General features: G+C 58.4%; 15 protein-coding genes and 3 tRNA genes. 13 read left to right on the forward strand and 5 right to left on the reverse strand.

From position 1 onward, the window contains the following. Nucleotides 1–336 precede the first annotated feature (336 nt). Entirely contained in the window at nt 337–1,164 is an 828-nt protein-coding gene (locus tag EDC14_RS07300) for a hypothetical protein (RefSeq protein WP_132013611.1), read from the forward strand. Nucleotides 1,165–1,333: 169 nt separating this feature from the next. Here the strand turns inward: EDC14_RS07300 and EDC14_RS07305 are convergent, their stop codons facing one another. The 5 genes from EDC14_RS07305 to EDC14_RS07325 all read right to left on the reverse strand — a co-directional run bounded on the left by EDC14_RS07305 (nt 1,334) and on the right by EDC14_RS07325 (nt 7,181). Next, complete coding sequence (locus tag EDC14_RS07305) at nt 1,334–2,197, reverse strand: FlgT C-terminal domain-containing protein (RefSeq protein WP_132013612.1); 864 nt, start codon at nt 2,195–2,197, stop codon at nt 1,334–1,336. A 165-nt stretch (nt 2,198–2,362) separates the two neighbouring features. Then, nucleotides 2,363–3,238 carry a carbohydrate ABC transporter permease gene (locus EDC14_RS07310; protein WP_132013613.1) on the reverse strand — a complete coding sequence of 292 codons (876 nt, stop codon included), beginning with the start codon at nt 3,236–3,238 and terminating at the stop codon, nt 2,363–2,365. After that, on the reverse strand, nt 3,235–4,566 hold the full coding sequence (locus EDC14_RS07315; RefSeq protein WP_132013614.1) for a carbohydrate ABC transporter permease: 1,332 nt from the start codon (nt 4,564–4,566) through the stop codon (nt 3,235–3,237). Before EDC14_RS07315 ends, EDC14_RS07310 begins: the two co-directional genes overlap by 4 nt. Before the next feature lie 66 nt (nt 4,567–4,632). Further along, nucleotides 4,633–5,880, reverse strand: a complete 1,248-nt coding sequence (locus EDC14_RS07320; protein WP_132013615.1) for an ABC transporter substrate-binding protein — start codon at nt 5,878–5,880, stop codon at nt 4,633–4,635. 284 nt (nt 5,881–6,164) lie between these two features. Beyond that, on the reverse strand, nt 6,165–7,181 hold the full coding sequence (locus EDC14_RS07325) for a LacI family DNA-binding transcriptional regulator (RefSeq protein ID WP_165907870.1): 1,017 nt from the start codon (nt 7,179–7,181) through the stop codon (nt 6,165–6,167). Between the two features lie 319 nt (nt 7,182–7,500). On the opposite strand from EDC14_RS07325, the gene EDC14_RS07330 reads away from it, so the two are divergent. From EDC14_RS07330 to EDC14_RS07385, 12 genes are all read left to right on the forward strand, one after another. Then, nucleotides 7,501–9,834: a family 65 glycosyl hydrolase domain-containing protein gene (locus tag EDC14_RS07330; RefSeq protein WP_132013617.1), complete on the forward strand. Its 2,334-nt coding sequence runs from the start codon at nt 7,501–7,503 to the stop codon at nt 9,832–9,834. A gap of 251 nt (nt 9,835–10,085) precedes the next feature. Next, nucleotides 10,086–11,441: an FMN-binding glutamate synthase family protein gene (locus EDC14_RS07335; RefSeq protein WP_165907871.1), complete on the forward strand. Its 1,356-nt coding sequence runs from the start codon at nt 10,086–10,088 to the stop codon at nt 11,439–11,441. Between the two features lie 519 nt (nt 11,442–11,960). Next, entirely contained in the window at nt 11,961–12,830 is an 870-nt protein-coding gene (locus EDC14_RS07340; protein ID WP_132013682.1) for a class I SAM-dependent methyltransferase, read from the forward strand. Further along, nucleotides 12,827–13,564, forward strand: a complete 738-nt coding sequence (locus tag EDC14_RS07345; RefSeq protein ID WP_132013619.1) for an RluA family pseudouridine synthase — start codon at nt 12,827–12,829, stop codon at nt 13,562–13,564. Before EDC14_RS07340 ends, EDC14_RS07345 begins: the two co-directional genes overlap by 4 nt. A gap of 27 nt (nt 13,565–13,591) precedes the next feature. Further along, nucleotides 13,592–13,975 (forward strand): hypothetical protein, encoded by a 384-nt coding sequence (locus EDC14_RS07350; protein ID WP_132013620.1) that lies wholly within the window; start codon nt 13,592–13,594, stop codon nt 13,973–13,975. A gap of 105 nt (nt 13,976–14,080) precedes the next feature. Beyond that, nucleotides 14,081–14,157: transfer RNA gene (locus EDC14_RS07355), tRNA-Val, on the forward strand. Between the two features lie 5 nt (nt 14,158–14,162). Beyond that, nucleotides 14,163–14,239 (forward strand) — tRNA-Asp (locus EDC14_RS07360). A 20-nt stretch (nt 14,240–14,259) separates the two neighbouring features. Next, nucleotides 14,260–14,335 (forward strand) — tRNA-Phe (locus EDC14_RS07365). Between the two features lie 27 nt (nt 14,336–14,362). Beyond that, nucleotides 14,363–14,644, forward strand: coding sequence for a DUF503 domain-containing protein (locus EDC14_RS07370; protein WP_132013621.1), 282 nt, complete (start codon nt 14,363–14,365; stop codon nt 14,642–14,644). 75 nt (nt 14,645–14,719) lie between these two features. Continuing rightward, a complete protein-coding gene (locus EDC14_RS07375) occupies nt 14,720–15,418 on the forward strand; it encodes a type 1 glutamine amidotransferase (protein WP_132013622.1) in 699 nt (232 codons plus the stop codon). Between the two features lie 271 nt (nt 15,419–15,689). Continuing rightward, the gene (locus tag EDC14_RS07380) at nt 15,690–16,160 is read left to right on the forward strand and encodes an N-acetyltransferase (protein WP_132013623.1); all 471 of its coding nucleotides are present in this window, start codon (nt 15,690–15,692) and stop codon (nt 16,158–16,160) included. Between the two features lie 284 nt (nt 16,161–16,444). Then, on the forward strand, nt 16,445–16,858 hold the full coding sequence (locus EDC14_RS07385) for an Hsp20/alpha crystallin family protein (protein WP_132013624.1): 414 nt from the start codon (nt 16,445–16,447) through the stop codon (nt 16,856–16,858). The last annotated feature ends 29 nt before the right edge of the window (nt 16,859–16,887 follow it).

Consider the following 16,887-nt stretch of genomic DNA (forward strand, 5'->3'; position numbering starts at 1 on the left):
CCGGACGCGGCGCTCTCCCGCTGCGCTTTTGGTGCAGTAGCCGCCCAGCCACTCCCGAAGGAACCCGGGATTATGCGGTGTGTATCACCGGCCTGATGTTTATCTTGGCCTATCCCGCCATTGTCCAATGTAACGTTTTTAATACCGGGACGGGAAGAAGCGCAACCGGCGTGCTGATGAAATGTTATCGCCTTCGGGTTCAGTCCGTTCCCCGGTCAGCTGTGATTTCCGATGATATTCTTTCGGCATGATCGGTATGGTACAATATCACTTTGTGGCGAGCTTTTATCCATTGGTTCCAAAATAACTCATAGTATGATAGCAGGAGGTGATTTCATGAGCCGTGCAATGGCAGTAATGAATCACATCACGCGCTTATCCCAAGCAGTGACGGCTTTGTTGCGGCAACCGGAGCGGTTTTTTGTCTGGGAGCCCGCTGGTTTTGCTGCGCCGGAATTGAGTCCTCCCGGCCCGGTTGGAGCCTTGAACCCCGGCCAACTGGAACAGCGGGAGTTTGGCGAACTCAATGGCGGTATCGGTCCGAGCGCCGGGTTAGCGTCCGGCGCGGAGTTGGGAACTTCGATTGGAATCGGTGATTCGGCCGGACCGGGTCTGAGACCACTTAATACGGCATCCGTAAGGCTGGGAATCGGTGAGCCGCCGGGGATTGATCCGGGTCGCTTTGATGACGATTCTCCGGGAATCCTGATGCAATCCAGTCCGCATATCCCTGTTGAATTCAGCCGGCATCGACCGTTGCGCCAGGGATTGCGCGGGAATGGAAGCCGGGGAGGCGGTTTTTGCAAGTACGGTCCGGGCGGACCGGTCGGTTTTGGCCCGGATGGAATGAAGCACCCGGGCGGGTTCGGCCCGGTGAGTCACATGAATCCGTTCGGCGGAAGGCCGGGGCGCTCGCGGGGCCGCGGCAACCCCGGAGGACTCTTGGGCATGAGTCGCAGCGATTTAATGAACGGGCTCGAACTCGCCAAAGGCTCGGTGCGCATGTTGCCGCTGCGCTTCTATAAAAAAGCAGCGATTCTGGAAATTCTCGATCAGGCGGAAGAGCGGATCCGTTTTGGTTTCGGCCTCCATCAGCTGCGCAAGGTCTTGGACTTATTGGAATTGGCAGTCCAAAAAGTAACGATGATCGCGGGGCGTTGCTAAAGACCGATTTTCATGAGAAAAAAGGCTGTTTGGCCCGGACCAACAGCCTTGGATAACGCTCTCAAAAAAGGTTGCAATTGAAAAACTCCTTCGGCAGTATACCGGAAGGAGTTTCATTTTTGGGGGGCGCCCCCGCTTCATATCATTATTCGGGGCAACGAAAGCGTACTTAATTGGCGGCCGGCCGTTGCGCCACCGAATCTCCGACGGCGATCGAAAATTCAGGCGCCAAGGTAGCGGTGACGACACAGGTCGTTGCTTTCTCCTTGACCGCAGTCACTTTGAGTTCCGCAATCGGGACGGTGATCTGGTCGATGACCTCTCCGTTGGCAGGATCTTTCACGACCGCCTTCACATGATCGACTACAAAGACCATGCCTGTTTGGACGCCGGTGTTAGCTCCAAGGTTGATGACGACCATGTTCCCTTCCACGTAAGCGACCATTCCTTTTAAACCGGCCGCCGGTGCGGGCGTTGCCGCGGCGGGAGGAGTAACCGGGGTTGCCGGTGCGGCTGCTTTGGCCGGGGTCTTGTCGGGCGCCGCCTGAGGCTGAGGAGCCGGCTGCGCGGGCAGCGTGGACTCGGCTACCGGTTTGATTAAGGCGTCGAGGGCCGCCTCATCGTTGTTGCTGACGCTCTTTCCTTTGACCTTCTTATCCAGGCTGGAATCATTGGGCCGCTTGGCTTCATAAATTTTTTCCACCTCATCCAGGTCGGCGAGGTCCTTCTCCAGATAAATCCGGTTCAGATCGATAACGCCGATGGCGAGCTTGCGCGCACGCAGCGAATGGTAGATGGCTTCTTCATAAAAACCTTTGCCGTATAAATCCTGGGCGCGCCGCTGATGGGTGACGGTGAGCGACAACCCCCGGTACAACTGGCCCGTCCGGGCGGCGTATTGCGCTCTGGAAATTACTTTTACGGTGCGGTTCAGAACGTGAAAAGCGTCATGGTTGATGGAATCGCCGAGGGCGCTGCCAGAGAAAAACGCCAAGAATAAGCCGAGCATCCATACGGAAAGCATTTTTTTCATCGTTGAGGCTCCTTTATCCGGTAATGATTCTGAACTATAAATTCGCGAAACGCCGGACGATCCCTTCCTGATTTTGACCTTTTTGTGAGATTTGAGCGCTAAAACTTTGCCCCGCCCATTGCCCCGCTCATGAAAAAGCCCCCGGCTTTGCGGGGGCTTTCGGATTCAACCTTTGACCGCGCCGGCGGCCACTCCTTTGACGATATACTTTTGCATCGCCAGGTAGAAGAGGACGATCGGCGCGGCCGACAACACCAGGGAAGCCATAGCCAGCGAGTATTGGCGCCGGTACAGGCTGAAGAAGCCGAACTGGGCCAATTGCAAGGTGGACTGTTTCGGGAGGATAATCAAGGGCAAGAGGAAGTCATTCCAGATCCAGAGCGCGTCCAGGATCGCAATGGTCGCCGTGACCGGGGTCAAGAGCGGGAAGACCAGCTGAAAAAAGATTCGGGGTACCGCGGCTCCGTCGATGGCCGCCGACTCCTCGATCTCCAGGGGCACGTTTTTGACGAAACCATGATACATAAAGACTGCGAGCGGACAGCCCAATCCGATATAAATCGGGATAATTCCCCATACATTCTGCAAGTTCAACTCCTTGGCGGTCTGTACCAGGGGAATCATGAAGGTTTGGAACGGCACCACCAATGAGAACGTGAAGGCCAGATAAAAAAACCAGCTCAATTTGGTCTTGGTCCGGGCCAGGATGTAGGCTGCCATCGAACTGACCAGAATGATGCCCATGGTGCTGAACACGGTAATGAGCAGGGTATTGGCGAAGACGACCGGGAAATTCGTTTCTTGCCAGGCCGCGGCGTAATTGGCGAGGCTCAGCGAAGTGGGCGGGGAGACCGGGTTTAAGGTGATCTCGGCGTCGCTTTTGAAGGAATTGACCAGGATCAAAAGGGTCGGAGAGATGAACAGCAGCGCGAAAAGGGCGGTCGCGATCTCTAAAACGGTTAAGCCGCAGTTTTTCAGGCGGTGGGGCCGGTGATCCGTTCCCCGTTCCGCCACTGGGCCGGAGAGGGCTGCCTTTGTCATAGTTCCATCTCCCTCCGTTTCATGAAATAGAGTTGCACGCCGGTAACGATCATGATCATCAGGCAGAGGAAGACCGCCTTGGCCGTGGCATAGCCAAACTGGTTGTTGCGGAAGGCGTCGTAATAGATGTCCAGCACGATCGGAGTCGTCACATAACCGGGGCCGCCCTGGGTCAGCGCCATAATGACATCGAAGGTTTTTAAAGAATTGGCCAGGCTAAAGAAGGTGCAAATGGTGAAGGCCGGAATGAGCAGGGGAACGGTGATATGCCGCAGACGCTGCCACCATCCCGCCCCGTCGATGGCCGCCACTTCCAGGATGTCCACGGGTATGGTCTGCAGGCCGGCCAGATATATAATCATCAGCCAGCCGCAACCCTGCCAGACCGTCACCATCAGCAGGGCATAAGGCGCCAGATCCGGGCTGCCCAGCCAGACGGAGATCCCGGTGAGCGGGGGAAAGATCAACCGGAAGACGAACGACCAGATGAACGCGACGATCACCAGGCTCAAGACATTGGGGAAAAAGAAGATCGAACGCAAGAGATTTTTGGTCTTCAGCCGGGTATCCAGCACCAGCGCCAGGATCAGCGCCAGCAGGTTCGAAAAGATGACATTCAGCACCGTGAAAAACAGCGTGAAGCCGATGACGCCGGGAATGAACAGCGTCGCGTACATCCGCTTGCTCAAAATGTTGCGCAGCCGGTCCGCCGCGGCGTCGGAGAGCGCACCGGACAACCGGTAGGCATGGCTGGCTCGATGGAGCCGGTAGTGGGACAGCACCAACGTTTTTTCGGCGGGACGGGTCAGATGCGGCAGGAGATATTGATGAAAATCCTTGGCCGGAATGGCCGGGGGCAGATCGTCAAATTCATTGAACAAGAATTTCGTCTCCAAACGGGGCACGAACCGTTCGTCGCTTTGAAACATTTGCCGGTAATTCTCAAAGCCGATAAAGTGAATGGACCGGATGCCCACGGAGGCCAGAATCCGCTTGATGCGGCTCCGCTCGGCCCGGTTCAGCTGGCGGGTCACGCCCCGCTCCTGAATCCAGTTGGTCAGACGGTAATTCTCTCCGGAATCGTCCCGCCGGTAATAGCGCTGAAGATACCGGAGGTCCTGGCGGGAACCGATGGCGGCGACGATTTTGGTTTGGAAATCGGTCCGGCTGATGATGAAAGGAATCTCCGGCACGATCCCGTTCCAGTCGGTGAAAGAATACTGGATGCCCTGGCAGAAAGGGCCGATAAAAAACAGCCCGTAAAGCAGCAGCGCCGGCAGCAGGAACAGGATGAAATAAAAGGCTTTGCTCTGTTTGGTAGCGACCATTTCTACTCCTTTCAGACCGGCAGGCGCGGCGGGCGGAGGAGTCCGCCCGCCGCGCCCCAATCCACACTACTTCTTCACGGCTTTGCGCCAGGTTTCGTCAAAATACTGGATCACTTGCTTGGCGCTCTTCCGGCCGAAGATATATTCCTGGGCGCCGTTTTTGGCGGCGTCTTCGAAAGCGGCCACCGGATACATGGAGAAGGCCCAGGGATTGGTCTTCCCGGAATTGAGGTAGCCGACGAGATCCTGGAACGGGGCATCCATCTTGGAGACATCGGCGCCTTTGAAGGTCGGGACCAGCTTGCATTTTTCGACCCAGATCTTGATCGCTTCCGGAGTGGCCAGCCATTCCAGGAAGGTCTTGGCGGCCTTGATCTTCTCCGGGCTGGCGGAGGCGGCCACGGCCAGGGTGGAATCGACGTCGGCGAAGAGTTTATTATTCTTCGCATTGTTGCTGCAGGGGAAGGGGATAAAACCGCAATTCAGTTTGGGATTGGTGCCGATGGCCGCGCCGTAGGACCAGAGGCCCTGCACCATCATGGCGGCCTCACCCTTGGCGAAAGCGGCTTGTTGCTCGTTCCAGTCGAATTCGGCGGCTTTCGGGTCGGAATTGGCCTTATAAAAGTCCAGGAGTTTAAATAACTCGGCGGTATTGACCGGATCGGCGAAAGAGGCTTTGCCCTCGTTCATCGCTGCGATCCAAGGCAGCACTTTGGAACCGGCCAGCGTGGTATGGGCCATGGACAGGAAATGCCCCAGCGACCAGTTGACCTTGAACATGGAGGCAAACGGGGTGATTTTGTTCTTTTTCAAGGTATTGCAGACCGCCCGCAATTGGTTGAAGGTGGTCGGCGGTTGCAACTGGTATTTCTTGAAGATGTCTTTGTTATAGATGATGCCGATGCCGGCGACGTCCATCGGCAGGGCGTAGACCTTACCCTTATATGTAACCGCGGTTTTGGTGTTGCCGGCCACCTTGGCCAGGACCGGTTCCTTGGTCAGATCCAGCAGCCATCCGGCCTGGGCGAACTCAAAGACCGCCGCGTAGGATTGGAGCTGAATAATTTCCGGCGCTTGGCCGCTGGCCATTCTGGAACGGAGGACGGCCATGCTATCATTGGGCACCATCTCCAGATCGATGGTGATATTGGGGTGGGTCTTGCTGAACGCGGCGGCCATCTCTTTCAATTGGTCACTGATCTCCTGCTTGTAAAAGAAGAAGTTCAATTTGACGTTCTCGGCCGCTAAAACCGTACTGCCGATCAATCCGACTACCAGGATGAGAAAAATCCCCTTCAACAGTTTGCCTTTCATTCCAAAATCCCTCCCAAATTCTTTTTTTCGAGACGCCCCGATTTAACCGTTCCGCCAATTCCCCCTTTTACCGTGATTGACTGCAATGAAATAACAGAAAATTTGTGCTAACGTTTGCATAACAAAATAATTCTTTTCCAGTCATAAATTTCCTTCTTTCCACTGAAAAAATTGTTAAAGAATTGAAAACGTACTGCTATATAGTTAATTATGGAGCGGAGCGAGACTGCTCCATGGAGTTGCAGCGTATTCAGCGCTTGAACCGGAGCGGGTTATGGAATGGTTCAGGGATTGGCGCCGCAGGATTGACGGATCACAAGTTCCGACGATAAGACTCTCTGGAAGGGCAGGGGTTCGTTTCCTTCCAAAATGCGGATGATCATCTGGGTGGCGGTGACGCCCATCTCATAGATGGGAATCCGGACCGTGGTCAAATGAGGTTCGATCACCGAAGCCAGCGGATCGTCATTGAAGCCGACGACGGCGATATCGCCGGGGATGGTCAGCCCCCGTTCCTTGATGGCCTGATACGCGCCGATGGCCATCACGTCGTCCACGCAAAAGATGGCGCTGGGCGCCGGGTCGAGCTGGAAAAGCTCCCGGGTCAGGCGGTAGCCGTCTTCCTGCGTCAGGCTGCCGCTTTTGATCCATTCCGGGTCATGCTCGATGCCGAACTCCCGGAAGGCGAAACGGTAGCCCTCAAACCGGTCCTGGCAGAAAATGTAATCGGCGGGTCCGTTCAACAGGGCGATCCGCTGGTGGCCCAGGTTCAACAGGTGGCGCACCGCCGAATAAGCGGCCTGGATATTGTCATTATTTACGGAATAACATTTGAGGCTCTCCGGCGCCCGCCCCAGAACCACGAAGGGACAGTCGCTCGCCGACAGCTCCCGGATCAAGCCGTCATTGACCCGGGACGCCAGGAGCAGGACGCCGTCGACGCGCCGCTCCGTCATCATTTTCAGGCAGAGTTTGGCCTCTTCGGCATAGTCCTCGGCGGCGGCCAGCATCAGGCCGTAATGATAGCTTTTGGAGACGGCGCTGATGCCGCGCAGGATCTCCGGGAAAAAAGGATTGGAAAACGCGCTGTCGGTGGAGCGGGACAGGACCAATCCCAAAGTCTGGCTGGAACGCCGGATCAGGCTGCGCGCGATCAGGTTCGGGTGGTAATGGAGCTGCTGCATCGCTGCTTTGACCCGTTCCTTGGTCTCGTCGCTGATCCGTTTGCTGTCGGCGATGACCCGGGAGACGGTCGATGGAGAAACGTTTGCCAGCTGGGCGACATCCTTGATGGTAGCCAATCCTAACATCCTTTCATCCACTGCGGAATTCCGTAAAATACTGTTATATTTCTTCGCTCCGGCCGGAAATCCTTGTACCTCGGGCCGAATTGCAACGCTTGGTACCTACGATAACATAGGAATGAACTTTGCGCAAACGTTTGCTTGACATAAAAGATTGCTTGCTTATATAATGAAATTGCATTATTTCCAAGAATTCTCCGTTTTTCAGCTTTTTGCTAGGCTAAAGGCGATCTCCGAAGCCTATCCCATGAAAAAAGTTTTGCAAAGCCGGCTGGGAACGGACCCATTAGCGATTTCTTTTCCGGAGGAACTTACGATGAAGGTGAAGTTCGGCGTGGATGAATGGCGCATTATCGAGCAGGAGTTTGACCCGGCGGCCAACCGTTTTTCCGAAAGCATTTTCAGCCTGGGCAACGAACACATGGGCCTGCGGGGGTTTTTCGAGGAGGATTACTCCGGGGACAGCCTGCCCGGAACCTACCTCGCGGGCGTCTTTTATCCCGATAAGACCCGGGTGGGTTGGTGGAAGATCGGGTACCCGGAGTTTTTCGCCAAAATGATCAACTCCGCCAACTGGATCGGAGTCAAAATCGCCAGCGGCGGCGCATCCTTGGACCTGGCCCAATGCCGGATCCGGGATTTCCGGCGCGAGCTGGATATGAAAGAGGGCCGGTTGACCCGTTCTTTCGTTTGGAGCGGCGCCGACGGCCGCGAGACGGCTTGCTGTTTCACCCGTTTTTTGAGCATGGCCGAGAACAACCTGGCCTGCCTGGCGGTGGAGATAACGCCGCTCAATTATGCGGGGACCCTGTCGCTAACCCCTTACCTGGATGGGGATGTCGTCAACGAAGACGCCAATTACGCCGAGCAGTTCTGGGAGGAAGTGGCCCAAACCGTCGCTTCCGACTGGGCCCTCTTGGTGATGCGGACCAAGAAAAGCGAATTCACCGTGGCAACCGCCATGGCGGTCCAGCTCTTTTTAGACCGGGATGAGGTCTTTCCCAGCCGGGAAGCCATTGCCGCGCCGCAGAAAGTCGGCTGGAGCTGTGAAGTTCAGGTGGAACAGGGCCAAAAGCTGACCTTGCACAAGCTGATCGCCGTCTGTACCTCGCGGGATTATCCCGTCGCCGGCCTCAACGAGATCTGCCTCGCCAAGCTGAGGGGAGCCGCGGCTCAAGGGTATGCGGCGCTCTGGGCCGAGCACCGGCGGGAAATGACCCGGAAATGGGAGGAGAGCGATCTGACAATCCGTGGCGACCACCTGGCGCAACAGGGGATCCGCTATAACATCTTTCAGCTGAATCAGACCTATACCGGCAAGGACCCCCGGCTCAACATCGGGCCGAAGGGCTTCACGGGGGAAAAGTACGGCGGCGGCACCTACTGGGATACCGAGGCCTTCTGCTTCCCCTTTTATCTCTACACCGACCCGGAGGTGGCCCGGAACCTGTTGTACTACCGCTACCTCCATCTGCAACGGGCCCGCGAGAATGCCGCCCAGCTCGGATTGAAAGGCGCGCTCTATCCGATGGTCACGGTCGACGGCCGGGAGTGCCACAACGAATGGGAGATCACCTTTGAGGAGATCCACCGCAACGGGGCGATCGCCTATGCCATCTATCAATATACCGAGTACACCGGGGACAGCTCCTACCTCATCCAGTACGGCTTGGAGGTACTGGTCGAGCTCAGTCGTTTCTGGGCCAGCCGGGTCACCTACCAGCCGCGGCGGGATCAGTACCTGATCCTCGGCGTCACCGGCCCCAATGAATACGAGAATAACGTCAACAATAACTGGTACACCAACACCATGGCCGCCTGGACCCTGGAATATACGCTGAATTCGCTGGAGACGGTCCGGCGCGGCGCCGGCGCGGCGCTGGAACGGCTCGTCGCCAGGCTGGGCCTGGACCCGTCCGAGCTGCGGCAATGGGCGGCGATCATCGCCAAGATGTACTATCCCCGCTGCGAAGCCGCGGGGATCTTCGAGCAGAACGACCAGTACCTGGATAAGGAGATGCAACTCGTCTCCGAGCTGGATCCGGCGGAACTGCCGTTGAATAAGCACTGGTCCTGGGACCGGATCCTCCGTTCCAACTTTATCAAGCAGGCCGACGTGCTGCAGGGACTCTATTTCTTCCCGGAACGCTTCGACCGGGAATGCCTCCGGCGCAACTTCGACTTTTACGAACCGCGCACGGTCCACGAGTCCTCGCTCTCCGCCAGCGTCCACTCGATCCTGGCCAGCCGGATCGGCTACCGCGACAAGGCTTACGAATTGTATCTGCGGACCGCCCGGCTCGATCTGGACAATTACAATGCCGATACCGATGACGGCGTTCATCTGACGAGCATGGCCGGGAGCTGGCTGGCGATCGTTCAGGGCTTTGCCGGCATGCTGGTCAGGGAGGGACGGTTGCAGCTGAATCCCTACGTTCCCGCCCAGTGGCAGGGTTACTCCTTCCAGATCGCCTTCCGGGGACGTAAGCTCAAACTGGAGATCGCGGCGGACCGGGTCTGCATCCGGCAACTGTCCGGGGAGGCATTATCCCTGGACATCTGGGGCCGCGAGTGCCTCACCCAGCCGGGGCAGCGCACCGTGATCCCGGCCCGGCCGGAATCCGCCCCGCGGGTCCAAGACGCCGGCTAAGTGCGCCCGGCGGCGCCGCCGGCAATATTCACAAGCTGACCGTATTCCCCCGATACTGCTCCTTCGGACCATCCGGAGGAGCTTTTTCACTGCCGCAGCCACCGGGGAAGCGGCGGCGCGGGAGGCTGGCCGGCCCTGCGGGAGTCCGGCTGAACGGTATATTCTCCCTGGAGAATGTCGAAAATACAGCGGAGGGAAAGGGTGACGGTTCCGGGGGTTGCTTCGCCGTTGCAAGCAGGGTGGTGATGGGCATGCTGGGATGGGTCGTGGGCGGAACCTTGTGCGGATTGTTGCTGGCGGTGGCGGCCGGCGTCTTTTCGGGCTGGTTCGGGATCATCCGCATCCGCAAGGAACTGCTCCCGGCAAGGCTGCCGGCCATGGTCAACATCTGGCGCAAGCTCACCTGGCGCCAATTCTTCGAGGCCAACCAGCGGGCGCAGAACGGGAAACCGCTGGACCGGCCCTATGGCGCCATTGGCGCGGTATTCAACTGGGAACGGCTGCAGTTTAAGCCGGTCTATCTGAGCCGGCTCCCGTTGCCGGACGCGGCCGCCGTCGATACCGCGGTGGAGCTGGGACCCCTGGCCGCCAAGCCGCTGCGGCTGAAGATCCCCATTCTCATCGGAGGAATGGCCTATGGCAGCGGTTACAGCCTCCGGGCCAAGGTGGCGCTGGCCAAAGCGGCCTCGCTGGCCGGGACCGCGGCGAACACCGGCAACGGGCCGTTTCTGATCGAGGAACGGACCTATGCCGACCGTTTGATCATCCAGTATACCCGGGGGTTTTGGTCCAAGGCGGAGCGGATTCTGCAAAAAGCCGACCTGATCGAGATCGCCCTGGGCCATTCGGCGCGGGGGTCGGCTCCGGTGCGGATCAATGGGAAAAAGATCACCAGCGAGGTCGCGCAGCGCTACGGTACCCTTTCCGGAATTGAAGTACTGATGGCCTCCAGCCTGCCCGAAGTGAAGGATATGGCGGGATGGCGCAACTTGATCCGGAGCTTGAAAGAGGTGGGGGGCGGGGTGCCCATTGCCGTCAAATTCGGGGCCAGCCATTACCTGGAGCGGGAGATGGAACGGTTCATCGAAGGCGGCGCCGATGTGCTCGCCTTCGACGGCCTGGAGGGCGGGACCCACGGCGGCATGTCGGTATTCATGGACGACATGGGATTGCCGATCTTCCCTGCGCTCTGCCGGGCCGTCCGTTATCTGCGGGAGCAGCAGTTGCATCACAAAATCTCGTTGATCGTCGGCGGCGGGCTGGCCAAGCCGGGCGACTTCGCCAAGTGCCTGGCCTTGGGGGCCGATGCGGTGCTGGTGGGGACGATCACCGCCCTGTCCATGTCCCATACCCAGACCGCCAAGGCAGTCCCCTGGGAGCCGCCCACCGGACTGCTGTATAACGACGGCAAGGAGAAGGATAAATATGACTTCGATATGGGCGCGCAGCACCTCTATCATTATTTTCAGAGTTGCGTCCGGGAGATGCAGCTCCTGGCGAGGACCGCGGGCAAGAGCCGGCTCGGCGATCTGACGCAGTCCGATCTGGTGGCGCTCGATCCGCTCTATGCGCGGATCGCCGGAATCGAGGAGAGTTCCGGCGGCTAAATGGCGGCCCCTGCGGCGGAGCGCGCGAGAGGCGCCCGCCCTGGGGGGCGCGGTGCCGCGCGGGAGGGGACCGGCGCCCGCTGCCGGGCGGCACCGGCCGGGGCCGGGGCGGAGGTTGCCCGGAAACGGGGGCGGGTCTCCCAGGGTCAGGCGGCAACCGCCCCGTGTTCCGCCCCAGCCGCCCGGGGCCCGGCGCTTCCCGCCCCGGGCCGGGGAAACTTTGCCCCCGCTGGGCGGGAGATCTGCCGCTTCTTTCGGAGCGATGGTCCCGAAAGTTTGAAAATTATTGACCGCCGGAAAAAGATTTTAGGGCCCCGATGTAGAATAAATATACCATTGCGAATAAAGGTCCGCCCGGTTTCAGCGCGGCGCGGCCGGCCAGTAAAGAATTTTCCAAAGGTGGCGGCCGAAAAAAATGGACAGGCGCTTTTTTCAGCCGCGCGCGGCGGAGTATGAATAAAAATGTTGGGAGCAGGGCGCAGGGAAGAGGCCTTGTTTGCGAATGAAGGAGCGGAAATGATGTTTGTGGCGGAGGCTTGGCGGGAGTATGAATTGATCGATGCCGGGAACGGAGAACGGCTGGAGCGCTGGGGAAAGTATATTCTGCGCCGGCCGGACCCCCATGTGATCTGGCCGGTGATCGGCGACAACCCGCTGTGGCAGAAACCGCACGCCCATTACCACCGCAGCAGCAATGGCGGGGGCGAGTGGGAGTTCTTTGAGAAGTTGCCCGAGCGTTGGACGGTCCGTTACCAATCGCTGGCCTTCACGGTGCGGACGATGGGCTTTAAACATACCGGAGTCTTCCCCGAGCAAGCGGCCAACTGGGATTGGCTGGCCGCCAAGATCAGGGCGGCGCAGGGACCGGTGCGGGTGTTGAACCTGTTTGCCTACACCGGTGCGGCCTCGGTGGCCGCGGCCGCCGCCGGGGCGGAGGTCTGCCACGTGGATGCCGCCAAGGGCATGGTGACGCTGGCCAAGGAGAATCTGGCCCTGTCGGGCCTGGCGGAGCGGCCAGTCCGCTTCATCGTCGATGACGTGCTCAAGTTCGTGCGCAGGGAACAACGCCGCGGCCGCCAATATGAAGGGATCATCATGGATCCGCCTTCCTTTGGCCGGGGCCCCAACGGCGAGGTCTGGAAGCTGGAAGACGAATTATTCAACCTGGTCGGGGCCTGCGCGCAGGTATTGGCGGAGCGGCCGCTCTTTTTCCTGATCAACAGTTACACCAACGGGATCACCCCCTTGGTGCTCGATAATATTCTGGGGATTCATTTGAAACCGCGCTTCGGGGGAGTGTTGCATTCGGGCGAGGTCGGGCTGCCCGTCACCGCCACCGGCATGATCCTGCCCTGCGGCAATTCCGCCCGTTGGGAGGCGGCGGGATGAGCGCTCCCGCCATTCCCATCCTGTATGAGGACAATCATCTGCTGGTGGTGGTCAAACCGGCCAATCTGCCGACCCAGGCCGACGAGTCCGGCGATCCCGACCTGTTGAGCCTCTTGAAAGAGGACCGGAAGCTCCGCTACAACAAACCGGGCAATGTCTATCTCGGGCTGGTGCACCGCTTGGACCGGCCGGTCGGCGGGGTGATGGTCTTCGCCAAGACTTCCAAGGCGGCCGCGCGCCTCTCGGAACAGGTGCGGACCCGGCAGCTGCATAAGATGTATCTGGCGGTGGCCCAAGGGCAGCCCGAGGCCCTCCGGGGCCGGCTCGAACATTATCTCCTCAAAGATCAACGGACCCGCCGGGTGGCGGTCGTCGCGCCGGGCACGCCCGGCGCCAAGGAAGCGCTGCTCGATTACGAAGTGCTCGCCACCACATCCGGCCGCGAATGGTCCCTGCTGCGGATCGATCTGCTGACCGGGCGGTCGCACCAGATCCGGGCGCAACTGGCGGCCATCGGCCATCCCTTGTATGCCGACTGGAAGTACGGCGCCGGATCGGACGTGCCGGGGCAACCCGTCGCTTTATGGGCGGCGCTGTTGCAATTGAACCATCCCACCACCAAGCAGCGCTTGACTTTTCAATCGCCCCCGCCGCCGTTGCATCCTTGGGATTGGTTCGATCCGGCCGCAGCGGGGTCTTGGACTATCGACACGGAACAGCCCGGACAGGGTTGAGAGTGTTCCTGCAATGGGGTGATAGACATGGATGAAGAGACCGGAAGAGAAAAACGGCGCGGTCCCGATTTCTGGTGCAAGATGATCCGCTGGATGGAGATTCAGGCTTGGATCCTGGCCGGGGCCATCCTCTGCCTGCTGGGGCTGGCCAAGCCGCGCAGCGTCACCTTGTATGACCGTTTTTACGGTTCTCCGGCTACCGCCGCGCCGGCGGAGACGGCCTGGAATTTTTACGCCTTGCGCTGGGCCCTGGTATTAATGGTGGTGCTTCTCGGCACCTGCGGCTACGGGCTGTTTGTCAATGCCCATCGGCACGCCCGGAAAGAAGACCGCTACAGCGTCTCCCTGATGCTTTTGGGCGCGCTTTCGGCGGTCGGGATCATGCTTCTTTTTGTCCTGAGAATCCAATAATGGAGCCACGAAATGATATTTTAAACGATTTGGCTGGTTTTACCTGTAGAATATCCCTTGACTTCTGATACTGCGAATGTTATAATCACAAATGCATCGTGTTCCGGTCGCGTGGCTCAGTCGGTTAGAGCGCTGCGTTCACATCGCAGAGGTCACTGGTTCGAGTCCAGTCGCGACCACCATTTGCGGAGTCGTGGTGTAGTCGGCTAACATGCCAGCCTGTCACGTTGGAGACCGCGGGTTCGAGTCCCGTCGACTCCGCCAATTATTTTTCAATCGTTTGTGCCACGATAGCTCAGTTGGTAGAGCAGAGGACTGAAAATCCTCGTGTCGCTGGTTCGATTCCGGCTCGTGGCACCATTTTTATATCCATTTTGAGAATTTGCGATGTTTATTCGGGCGATCGCCATTGACATCCATATTCCCGGGGCCCGGACGCTCAAGGACAAACGCCAGGTGTTGCAGAGCATCATCGTTCGTCTGCGCCGCCTCAATCTTTCCGTGGCCGAGGTCGGTTATCAGGACCAATGGCAACGGGCCGCTCTGGGCGTAGCGATGGTCGGCGCGGATCTCGGCTTACTGGAGCAGCTGCAAGCGCAGATTCTCCGGCTGATCGAGGAGAGCTACCCGGTGGAGATCGCGCATTGGGAGATTCGCGATTACGAATGACCCTATTATAGTTGTGGTAAGCCAACGGCGGCGTTGGCTTTTTTCATTTGCGGCGGAAACGCGGAGGAGCCCGGCATGAAAGTACTGGTCTGCCGACATAGCCCCCAGGACGGCCTGGGCCATTTCGAAACGTTGCTGCGCCAAGCCGGCGTGGACTATGAATATCAGGCCATGGACCGGGACGACCGGGTCCGTTCACTCCGGGATTATCAAGGGCTGGTCCTGATGGGCGGGGTCATGAATGCCTATCAGGAGGCCGAATACCCGTTTCTCCGGACCGATCTGGCTTATGTCGGTCAGGCGCTCCGCCTTGACCTGCCGATCCTCGGCTTCTGTCTCGGCGCCCAACTCTGCGCCCGCTATCTGGGCGGACCGGTCACCAAGAACCCCCGGCCCGAATTGGGCTGGTACGAATTGCGCCGGGAGGGGGAGAGTTCGCTGCTGGACGGGTTTCCCGAGCGGTTCCGGGTCTTTCAGTGGCATGAGGATAGCTTCGCCATTCCGCCCGGCGGCCGGCGGCTCGCCAGTTCCGCCAGCTGCCCCAACCAGGCGTTCGTCTGGGGCGAGCGCCTTTATGGCTTGCAATTCCATTTGGAGGTCACCCGGACCATGGCCGAGGAATGGTTGCAGGATGAAGCGGCCGTGACTGCCTGGGGTTTCCGGCCGGAGGCGGTGCTCCGGGACACCCGGCGTTACGCCGCGGCGGCGTTTCCATTGGCCCAGACATTGGCGGCCAACTTCGCCCGGCTGTTGGGCGCCGCGGAGCGGCCGTAGCCCTCGCTTCCCGAATCGGCGGAGACCGCAAAAACGTTATTCTTCTTTAATTCATTATGTCTGGCCCGAACGGATCTCTGCTACGCTCGGCCGCCGCTTCCGAGAATTTTCTTGATAATTTACAGTATATTTATAGAGGAAATAGCCGGATAAAGGCGAATATAATTGTATAAATATTCAAGGAAGCGTTCGATTCCAACTCCGGGTGCCATTGCCGCGGAAGCGGATGACGGATGGATGACAGTGATATTGGATAAAGGCGGTTGGCGGAATGATTGAGTTTCGGAAAGCGAAGATGACGGATGTCGAGGCCATTCATGGTTTGATCACCGAATTCGCCGAAAAAGGACTGATGTTGCCGCGCTCGCGCAACACCTTGTATGAAACCTTGCGGGAGTTCACCATCATTGTGGATGACGGCCGTTTGATCGGCACCGGCGCCCTCCACATCATCTGGGACGATCTGGCGGAGGTCCGGGCCCTGGCGCTCCGCGAGGAGTATCAGGGCCAGGGATTGGGGAAGCGGCTCATCGCCATCCTGGAGCGGGAAGCGGCCGAGCTCGGGATTCATCGGGTATTTGCCCTGACCTACCAGGTGGAATTCTTCAAGAAATGCGGTTTTACAGAAGAGGACAAAAACGCCATGCCGCATAAGATCTGGAAGGAATGCATCGAATGTCCCAAGTTTCCCAACTGCGACGAGGTGGCCATGATCAAACGGGTCGGACCGTCGCCGATTTGACGTTTTTCACGGTTTTTATTTAGCCTTCATCCCGCCGGGAACGGCGGGTTATTTTTACCTTATTTGACGTATGGTTTCCGTCCTGGAGTTTCCTTGATGATGAGAAATTCAAAGAAATTCGGCCAAATTGGGCAAAAAGTTGAATCCCGATAGGATAATCCGGGGAGATTTTCGCGGAAGACAAAAGGTCAGGAAAGAACAAACCACAGGCTCGTTGAATCTTATGGCCCGGTGATCTAAAATCAAATCAGAAGGTCAGAAAAAGTCAAATGGAGGTGTAAGAAATGTTTGACCTGATGCCATTCAGATTCAATGATTGGGAGCGGAAATTCTTCCCGGACTTCTTCAATGAGGAATTCTTCAACCGGGACATCGCGTCCTTCCGGACCGATATTTCCGATACCGGGAAGGAATACTTGATCGAGGCCGAGCTGCCCGGGTTCGACAAAGAAGATATCACCGTCGAAGTGAAAGAGGACCGGCTGACGATCGCCGCCACCAAAGAGTCCAACACTGAGGAGCGGAAAGACAACTACCTGCGGAAAGAACGCCGTACCGGCAGCGTGATGCGGAGTTTCGCCCTGGACGGAGTCGACCGCGACCGGATCCGGGCCGAGTTTAAAAACGGCGTCTTGAAGCTGGCGCTGCCGAAGGCGGAGGAAGTCAAGAATCCGGTCCGGCGCATCGATATCAACTAAGCTCCGCCCCTGATTGCGGATGACGGCTG

It is taken from the genome of Hydrogenispora ethanolica (genome assembly GCF_004340685.1).
In the GTDB taxonomy this organism is placed as follows: Bacteria; Bacillota; UBA4882; order UBA8346; family UBA8346; genus Hydrogenispora; species Hydrogenispora ethanolica.